We start from the raw sequence: 3,993 nt of genomic DNA on the forward strand, positions 1-3,993 counted from the left end.
TCATGGAACTCCAAGGCGTCCAGGAACTCACCAACTTCTTCGAACGCCGCCCCTCCGCATACCAGGTCGCCGTCGAAGGCACCGTCGACCTCGACGAGGACTTCTGAGCGGTCCTTTCCACCCCGGCCTCCTGGGCCTCCCTGATCTGCCGGTCAACGCGTCTGTCGCGCAGGAACCCGAGCAGGGAGGGGAGGGCCAGGAGGACGAGGATTGCGAGGGTCAGTCCCATTCCGATCAGGCCTTCGATCTGGTTCTCGTTCATGGACACCACTGTCGCGCCGGTCACTCCTTACCGGCAGGGGCAGGACTGCCGTAGACCCTCGAATTACTGCCACCGTCGAGGCAGACTGGCAGCATGCTGAAGAACGTGGCCGCCGTGCTGCTGGACGGAGTGCATCCCTTCGAACTGGGCGTCGTCTGCGAGGTGTTCGGCATGGACCGCAGCGATGACGGGCTCCCGGTGTACGACTTCGCCGTGGTGTCGGCGGAGGGGCCCGGCCTCGCCACCCACTGCGGGTTCACGGTGTCCACACCGCATGGCCTGGAGCGGCTGGAGGAGGCCGACCTGATCGCCGTGCCGGCGGGTGAGGCGTTCGCCGTGCGCGAGTTCCCGGTCGAGCTGCTGGCGGCGCTGCGCCGGGCGGTCGACCGGGGCACCCGGGTGCTCAGCGTCTGCTCCGGGGTGTTCGTGCTGGCCGCCGCGGGGCTGCTGGACGGGCGGCGGTGCGCGGTGCACTGGCACCACGCCGAGCAGCTCGCCCGGCGCTATCCCCGGCTCAGGGTCGAGCCGGACGTCCTGTACGTGGACGAGGACCCCGTGATCACCTCCGCCGGCACCGCCGCCGGGATCGACGCCTGTCTGCACCTGGTACGCAAGGAGCAGGGCACGGAGGTGGCCAACAAGCTGGCCCGCCGGATGGTGGTGCCGCCGCACCGGGACGGCGGGCAGGCGCAGTTCATCGAGCGGCCCCTGCCGAAGGCTCCGGCCGACACGGTCGGGGAGGTGCTGGCGTGGATGGAGACCCACCTCGACCAGGAGGTCACCGTCGAGCAGCTCGCCGCCCGTGCCCATATGGCGCCGCGCACCTTCGCCCGGCGCTTCCGGCAGGAGACGGGGACCACGCCCTACCGCTGGCTCCTGCGGCAACGGGTGCTGCTGGCACAGGAGTTGCTGGAGGGCACGGACGAGACGATGGACGCGATCGCCTGGCGCACCGGGTTCGGCACAGCCGCCGCGCTGCGCCATCAGTTCCTCCGGGCGCTGGGCACCACCCCGAACGCCTACCGGCGCGCGTTCCGGGGCCCGCGGGCCGCCTGAGCGCGCGCCGGCACCGGCGGCCTACCAGGGCCTCGCGCGCAGCAGCAGGTTGTGCGGGCGGAGCGTGATGCCCACGCGGGTGGTGTCGTCCGACCCCTCGGCCGGTTCGAAGCGGTACTTCGCCGAGACCGCCGCGGTGATCAGGCTCAGCTGGGTCATGGAGAAGTGGTCGCTCGGGCACTTGCGGTTGCCCACGCTGAACGGGCTCATGGCGTACTTGGGTACGTCCTTGGCCCGCTCGGGCAGCCAGCGGTCGGGGTCGAAGTCGAGGTGGCGGTCGTAGGAGCGGTCGTCGCGCTGGATGGCGTACGGGCTGTAGACGATGTCCGCACCGGCCGGGATGCGGTAGTCGCCGAGTGCGGTGTCGGTCACCGCGCGCCGCGTCAGAATCCACACGGCGGGCCGGAGCCGCATGGCCTCGACGACGACATTGTTGGTGTGCGTCAGTGAGCGGACATGCTCGAATCCGACCGGTCGGCCACCGGTCACGGATTCGACCTCGGTCCGTACCTTCTCGGCGTGTTCCGGGTGTTCGGCGAGGACCTGGAGCAACCACATGACGGTAGAGGCCACTGTTTCGCTGCCGGGTGTCAGTATCGCCACGACCTGGTCGTGGATCTCCTGTTCCCCGATGGGGTCGCCATTGTCGTCCTTCGCCTCCAGCAATGCCGTCAGCAAATCGTCCGGCCTTTGCCCGGATGCCCTGCGCTCGGCCACGATCTCGTCCACCAGCAGATGCAAATCGGCCAGGGCCCGGTTGAATTCGCGGTTGGCTGGGAACGGCAGCCGGTACAGCGGCCCGAGCGGGATCACCATCCGGCGGTACATGCCCCGGAAGACGGTGGCGAGGTCGGCGCTGAGCCGTTCCGCGCGCTCGTCCATGTACTCACCGCGCAGCAGGCAGCGGGCGGCGATGCGGACGGCGACCCGGAAGGACTCGGAGGTGCAGTCGATGGTCTCGCCGGGCCGCCAGCGCTCGGTCAGCGCGTGCGCCTCCTCCTCCATGACCGGGCCGTAGCCCGGTATCGCGTCGAGCCGGAACGCGGGCTGGATGGTGCGCCGCTGCCGGCGGTGCCGGGGCCCGTTCGCGGTGGCCACGCCCTCCTTGCCGAGCAGTCCCTCCAGGGACTCCCACAGCGGGCCGTCGATCTTGAAGTCCGGGTTGAGGGCCAGCGCGCCGGTCAGCTCCGGGGTGGTGACGGCGTACACCGTCTTGGGGCCGAGCTTCAGGCGTACGACGTCACCGTGGTCGCGCAGCGCGGACATGAAGGCGAGCGGGTCGCGGACCAGTCTCAGGCCGTGCCCGAGGAACGGTAGGGCTCCCTGGGCCAGGGGTGGTTCGCGCAGTGCGGACGTCCCGGGGGTGGCGGGGGTCTGAGGCTGCACCGACTCGACGGTCATCACTCACCTGCCGCTTCGTTCGTGACGTACGGGGGCGTGGCGCGGTCGTCCCAGCTGTCGACCATGTACCGGCCGGACTCGTGGTGGAACCAGTAGACGGAGCTGAACCAGTTGCGCATATTGCCGACACAGGTCCGGACCGCGGCGCTCAGTTTCCGGCCGTGTGCCGTTCCGTCGTCGATGTGCCGGGCCAGCGCGAGGGCGTTGCGCTCGGCCTCCAGAAATTCGCTGACGCATTCCTCGACGCGGCGTCTGACTTCTCCCACCGCTTCTTCGAGGGTCAGCCCGGCATGGGTGATGAGGCTGATACCGAGATTGTGCACCTCGTCGCCCGCGATTTCCTTCGGCAGCGAGCAGAGGTCGTTGTACCAGGCGGCGAATTCCTGGCTGAGCAGTGCCGCCCGGCGGTACGCGGGATTTTTCCGTACCGTATCCGGGAGTTCACATCCGGCGCTGGGCTCCAGCAGATCCGTCCATATCCAGTGGGCGAAGGTGAGGCGGCGCAGGGCGAGATACTCCTCGACGGCGGGAATGTGCCCCTCGACGCGGTTGCGGAACTCGCGGTCGTAGGCCTCGATCACGGCGTGGAAGTGCCGGGCGAACCGCTGGTTCCAGGTGCGCGGCAGGAAGCCGTACAGCCGCAGCACGCTCTCCGCGAAGCCCGCCACGAGGGGGTCGGGGTGGTGCAGATGGGACCGGGGCGCGTCCAGGGCCGTGTGCAGCCGGTTCCGCAGCCGCTGCCAGTCGGCGGCCCGGCCGTGGACGATGTCGCGGTCGTGGCGGTCGTCCCAGACGAAGAACCAGGCGCTGTAGTCGGCTATGGCCTGCAGGACCTCGTCCGGGGCCCCCAGGTAGTAGCCCGCCATGAGGTCGGTGTAGCACAGTCCATCGGCATATTCCGCGACCTTGTCCGCCGGCATCAGGCGCTTTTCCAACAGCCACAGCCGCGTCTTCTCCTGGAGCTTTGGCCAATACGGATGCAGTTGCCGTGGAAAGGAGGACTCGATCACCGGGAGTGCCAGTGAAGGTGGGACTACGACCGCTGTCGCCGTCGCCGTGGTGCTGCGTGGGAAAGCTTGCACAGAACAAACCCCTCTCAGCCGCCAGGAGCGCACGCCCTCCCCTCGTGCGGGCGTGCACCGTTGTGTATCCCCGTACTTACATTCAGCACCACAAGTGACCGCCGTGGGAACGGATTTGCTCCACTCACTACCCCAAAGTGGCGTGACAGCCCCCTTGTCTGACTGAACAGTGACAACACGAAGGCGCCCGGC

Annotated in this window: 3 protein-coding genes and 1 pseudogene; 2 read left to right on the top strand and 2 right to left on the bottom strand. The window is 68.8% G+C overall.

The genetic code is table 11. The features are described 5' to 3' along the window. Window positions 1-107 (top strand): annotated as a pseudogene (locus ABD350_RS35440) (ribonucleotide-diphosphate reductase subunit beta); the annotation flags it as partial. A gap of 248 nt (window positions 108-355) precedes the next feature. Then, on the top strand, window positions 356-1,318 hold the full coding sequence (locus ABD350_RS35445; RefSeq protein WP_344353213.1) for a GlxA family transcriptional regulator: 963 nt from the start codon (window positions 356-358) through the stop codon (window positions 1,316-1,318). A gap of 21 nt (window positions 1,319-1,339) precedes the next feature. On the opposite strand, the gene ABD350_RS35450 is transcribed toward ABD350_RS35445, so the two are convergent. Next, entirely contained in the window at window positions 1,340-2,719 is a 1,380-nt protein-coding gene (locus ABD350_RS35450) for a bifunctional albaflavenone monooxygenase/terpene synthase (RefSeq protein ID WP_344353214.1), read from the bottom strand. Further along, on the bottom strand, window positions 2,719-3,801 hold the full coding sequence (gene cyc1 / locus ABD350_RS35455) for an epi-isozizaene synthase (protein WP_344353215.1): 1,083 nt from the start codon (window positions 3,799-3,801) through the stop codon (window positions 2,719-2,721). Before cyc1 ends, ABD350_RS35450 begins: the two co-directional genes overlap by 1 nt. Window positions 3,802-3,993: the final 192 nt, after the last annotated feature.

The organism is Streptomyces nogalater, from assembly GCF_039532885.1.
Taxonomy (GTDB): domain Bacteria; phylum Actinomycetota; class Actinomycetes; order Streptomycetales; family Streptomycetaceae; genus Streptomyces; species Streptomyces nogalater.

Bases quoted from the DNA above. Each gene is read 5' to 3' on its own strand.
- ABD350_RS35445 (WP_344353213.1), top strand. From the start codon at position 356: ATGCTGAAGAACGTGGCCGCCGTGCTGCTGGACGGAGTGCATCCCTTC.
- ABD350_RS35450 (WP_344353214.1), bottom strand. From the start codon at position 2,719: ATGACCGTCGAGTCGGTGCAGCCTCAGACCCCCGCCACCCCCGGGACG.